Source organism: Arthrobacter sp. CAL618, assembly GCF_000468215.1.
Lineage (GTDB): Bacteria > Actinomycetota > Actinomycetes > Actinomycetales > Micrococcaceae > Arthrobacter_D.
The window spans coordinates 1-4,514 of the sequence record NZ_ASZW01000227.1 but is presented as its reverse complement, the minus strand read 5'-3'; the positions used below and the strand labels follow the sequence as shown (position 1 = coordinate 4,514).

Here is a 4,514-nt window from a genome sequence, read left to right as displayed (position 1 = left end):
CCCCGCCGTGACCCGCCGCCCGTTCCCCACCCGGCACGCTGGTTGAGCCGGGTCTCCGAACTGGCGAGTTCAAGGAGTTCAGGGTTGACCTCGTACCGGTCCTCGGCTCCCGCATCCGGACCGGCGGGCGCGGCCTCGTCGAAGGCCACGTCGCCGGCGAAGAGGTCGAGGAGGTTCTGTCCCACCATGACGTGCTGCCAGAGCGGAACCGGTCGATGCTCCGAGACCACCACATCGGTCTGGCCGCGCACCGTATCAAGCCACGCGCCAAACTCCTCAGCATTTGAGACTGTCGCACTCAGGGAGACCAGCCGCACCTCCGAGGGCAGATGGATAATTACTTCCTCCCAGACGGCGCCCCTGAAGCGGTCGGCGAGGTAATGCACCTCGTCCATCACCACGTAGCCGAGGTCGTCGAGGGTGTCCGAGTTCGCATACAGCATGTTCCGCAACACCTCGGTGGTCATCACTACCACGGCGGCGTCAGGGTTGATTGACGTGTCGCCGGTGAGCAGCCCAACCCGGTCTGCCCCATACACCGCGCAGAGCTCGGAATACTTCTGGTTGCTCAGCGCCTTGATCGGGGTGGTGTAGAACGCTTTCAGGCCCTTCTCGAGGGCCAGGTAGACGGCGAACTCTCCCACCACAGTTTTCCCGGCTCCCGTGGGCGCCGCCACGAGCACCCCGCGGCCGGCCTCGAGACAGACGCAGGCGTCCCGCTGGAATGGGTCCAGGTCGAACCCCAGGGTCTGCTCGAACTGAAACAGTGAAGTGGTGGTGTGTGCGGTACGCGCCCGTGCTAGCTGGTACCGCTCGGCGGGGGAGGTCATACGATCTAGCCTAATCTCTCCCGGCTCGTCACCTGGCAACCAGTCGGGGTGGACGTCAGAGTCCGTCCAGGTCGGATGCTGTGTCGGCGCTGGCCTCCACCTCGGCGTCCTGGGCGGCCCGCCGACGATCGCGGCGTTTGTCATTGAGCAGGCACAGCATGATGGCAATGAAGAACAACACCAGCATGGGTGCCGCCAGGTAGAGCATGCCGAGGGCGTCGCCGCCCGGTGCGGCCATCGCCGCGAAGACGCAGATCAGGAAGACGGTGATCCGCCAGGCCTTGAGGATTTGTTTGCCGGTGAGGATCCCCACCAGATTCAATCCGAACAGGACCACCGGCAAAAGGAAGGCGATACCGAACGCCAGCATCAGGCGCAGCACGAACGTGATGTAGGCAGTCACCAGGATGATGTTCGAGAACCCGCTGGGGGTGAAGTCGGTGAGGACCCGCACCGCGTTCGGCAACACCAGCCAGGAGAGGTAGATGCCGGCCAGGAACAGGGGAACCGCGACGGCGATGAAGGCGAGCGCCACGCGGCGCTCCTTGGTCTTCAGCCCGGGGGTGATGAAGGCCCAGAACTGGTAGAGCCAGACGGGGCTGGCCAGGATGACTCCGATGAAGACCGAGACCTGAACCAGGAGGTCGAATGGTGAGGCGACCCCGTCGAAGTTCAGGACGGCTTCCCTGCCCTCTCTGGCATTGAGGTCCAGGATGGGTTGGGAGAGAGCTGTGAGGACCGGGTTGTAGATGAAGAAACCAACAACGGTGGCCAACACCAGTGCAATGCCCGATTTGATCAGTCGGTTTCGGGCCTCTTTCAGGTGCTCCCTGAGGGCCATCCGACCCTCAGGATTGGATTTGCGGCTCCTGCCGCTCACCTTTGGCACCGCCCGCTTACCCTAGGGTGTGCGGGAGGACGGATCGGCTGACCCCGGTGGATTGTGCTGTCCGGGTGCGGCCGTCCCAGTCTGATCCGGCTGGTCGGTGGCGGTGCGCGCCGGAGGAACAATGCGTCCTTCAACCGGGGAACCCGGCTCGGATGCGTCGTTCGGGTTGTCGTCCTTCATCTGCTTCACCTCGGACTTGAAAATCCGCAACGACTGGCCCACACTGCGGGCCAGCCCGGGCAGCTTCGGGGCGCCGAAGAGCAGCAGGGCGACGACGATGATGGCAACTAGTGCCCAACCTTCAGGTCTCATGATGAAATCCTTTCATAGTTCTCAACCGGGGCGACGCTGGTGGGTGATGCCCCGGTTGGGTGTCACACGTGTGGGAGGTCTCGAAGGCTTACCGGCTGTCCGCGGCCAACCCTGCGCCGAATCCGGCGTTCTCGCCGGTAGGCGATCCGCAGCGCCTTGGCCTCGGCGCCTTCGTTTCGGACCGTTCCCGGATCCCTGAAGACCGCGATGTTGGGCTCCCTGACGGCTCCGTCACCGCCAGTGGGCGGGTTGGTCGTGCGGTCCAGCACCTCGCTGGCGTGCTCAACCTCTTTGAGGAGGGCCTTGACCTTCCGGAACAGGAAGTAACCGAGCGCGGCCAGTACCAACAGGCTCAGCGCCAGCAGGGCCACCCAAATCACAATCCACGTCCACCAAGGCATACCCCTAAGTCTAATGGAGCCGGGACGGCAGCGGGGACAGCCGGAACCGCCTCGACCGAGGTCAGGGTCGGTTCGCCAGGGCCGCAGCCAACCACGACGAGCACTCGCGCCGAAGTGACTCGGGACCGGCGACAGCGGCAGCTCCCCCCAACCTGCTGATGAGGCCAGGAATCCACCCGGTGGTGGCCACCCTGATTTCCGCAGCAAGGCGGCCATCAGCGAGTTCCTGGGTTCGCTCGGCGGCGTAGTGTTCAGCCACCCATCGGGCCGGCGGGTGCAGCAGCAAGGTGACAAGCTCATCGCCGGGCGTTGGCCGGAACAGGACACCGTCGTCGCCGTCGGCTTCGGGCTGCCGCCCGGCGTCCACCGGATCAGTGGTGAGTCTGACGGCCTGCATCCGGTCGAGGCGGAAGTTCCGGACCGACCGGGCGCTGGTGCACCACGCCTCGAGGTACCAGCTATCGTGCCGGGAAAATGCCCGGATCGGTTCGACGGTGCGCTGGGTAACCTCGTCCCGTGTGGGCACCAGATAGGTCAGTTCCAGGCGGACCCGGGACCGGAGGGCTTCCTGGACGGTTTCAAGGGTTGACCCGACCGCTTCCTCGGTCAGGGTCGCGGCGATGGCACTGCCCGCACGGCCGGCGTCGCCGGCCGCCTGTGTGAGCTTGGCGTGGGCGGTGGCTGCCGCTGAGCCCGGGTCCAGTCCCGGTAGCCGCCGGAGGGTATCCAGGCCGACGATGAGGGTGCAGGCCTCATCAAGGTTCAGGCGGAGCGGTTCGGCCAGGTTGTCGGCATTGCTGAGGAAGATCCGGTCCTCGTCGAGGCTGACTTCGATCAGCCCATCCGGGTAGTAGCGGGGGCCACTGACAAACAGGAGCTCGAGGTCGGCGGCCAGGTGCGTGCGGGTAACGCCAAAGTGGGCGGCCGTCTCATCCATGTTCGCGCCGGGATGATCGAGCAGGTACGGCACCAGGTCGAGGAGGCGGCGCAAATGAGCATCAGCCGAGGTCTTGGGGCGGGCCGGTCGGCGCGCTGCCGTGGTGAACTCGAGGTCAGGGAACGGCCCGTCCTGGGTAGCGGCGGCCTGGGTGAGCTGCTCCCCAGTCAGGGCCACCAGCTCCGGCGGTGCGATCGCCCGCGCCCGCGGGCCGAAGGCTGCAATATCGGCTGCGGTTTCGCCGGTGTCACCGTACGGGAACCGGAGCAGGTCCCAGCCGTCGCTGGCACCGTCGCTCCGCGCACCGCGTCGGGTACGCAACAGGTGGCAGGTGTCGGGCCGGACAGCGACCACCGCTTCGAACGGCTCGCGGGCCCGGTCGAGGGAGGCCAGCGAGGCAAGCATCGTGAAATCTTCGGGGACGTCAAAGGATCCATCGAGCAGGACTGGCGCGGTGGTGATGCGGGAGAGCCTGAAATACCGCTCCTCACCCCGGTCAAGGTCACGGCCAACCACATACCAGTGCCCGTAGCGGCTACCCATGCCCCAGGGCTGAAGCTGCCGCTGTTCCTCCCTGCCGGTGCTCGCCGCGCGATAGCCGAACGAAATGGGCCGGCGGGAGGTGGTGGCGCGCCAGACCTCATCCCAGTGCGGTTCGTTGGTGCGGATGCGCGGTTCCACGAGCATGGCGGCTGCGTCCTCGCGGGCAGCACCGCGATCCTGGAGCTTCCGCAGCGCCCGGGCGGCGGCCGAGTCGAGGGTGGCGACATCCCACATCCCGGCGGCGAGGGTCAGCGCAGCAGACTCCTCGGCGGTGAAGGTGACCGCCGGGAGACGGTATTCGGCGGCGTCGATCCGGTAACGCCGAATCGAGTTGTCGTGGTCGAACGCCGGGTCGTCGCTGAACGACTGGACGGGGATGCCCTGTTCACGCAGCATGGCCTTGTCCCGGTCGAAGAGCTTTTCCCGGGCGGCGGGGGTGGGCGCCCCACCGTAAAGCTCTATTTCGTTGAACAGTTCCTCTTTGGAGTAGCCACGCTGGGTGGAGAGCAGCAGCATGACCAGGGAGAGAAGGCGTTCGGTTCGTTTAGCTGACACGTTGGAAAGAGTACCCGCATGAGGAGGGCCGGGGCACACTGCGCCCC

Annotated in this window: 4 protein-coding genes and 1 pseudogene (1 of these 5 running past the window's edge); all 5 read right to left on the bottom strand. The window is 66.0% G+C overall.

What is annotated here, in order from left to right:
- A pseudogene (locus K728_RS19455) lies at positions 1-830 on the bottom strand (DEAD/DEAH box helicase); it reaches 1,988 nt to the left of the window's first position.
- A 55-nt stretch (positions 831-885) separates the two neighbouring features.
- Positions 886-1,671: a twin-arginine translocase subunit TatC gene (gene tatC / locus K728_RS0113495; RefSeq protein WP_024477042.1), complete on the bottom strand. Its 786-nt coding sequence runs from the start codon at positions 1,669-1,671 to the stop codon at positions 886-888.
- A gap of 60 nt (positions 1,672-1,731) precedes the next feature.
- Positions 1,732-2,031, bottom strand: coding sequence for a Sec-independent protein translocase subunit TatA (tatA, locus tag K728_RS0113490; RefSeq protein ID WP_024477041.1), 300 nt, complete (start codon positions 2,029-2,031; stop codon positions 1,732-1,734).
- 62 nt (positions 2,032-2,093) lie between these two features.
- Positions 2,094-2,411, bottom strand: coding sequence for a hypothetical protein (locus K728_RS0113485; RefSeq protein ID WP_051317697.1), 318 nt, complete (start codon positions 2,409-2,411; stop codon positions 2,094-2,096).
- A gap of 82 nt (positions 2,412-2,493) precedes the next feature.
- A partial coding sequence (locus tag K728_RS0113480; RefSeq protein ID WP_443110986.1) for a helix-turn-helix transcriptional regulator occupies positions 2,494-4,514 on the bottom strand: 2,021 nt, incomplete at its 5' end.

Coding starts and splice junctions, on each gene's coding strand:
- tatC (WP_024477042.1), bottom strand. CDS start 1,671: ATGGCCCTCAGGGAGCACCTGAAAGAGGCCCGAAACCGACTGATCAAA.
- tatA (WP_024477041.1), bottom strand. CDS start 2,031: ATGAGACCTGAAGGTTGGGCACTAGTTGCCATCATCGTCGTCGCCCTG.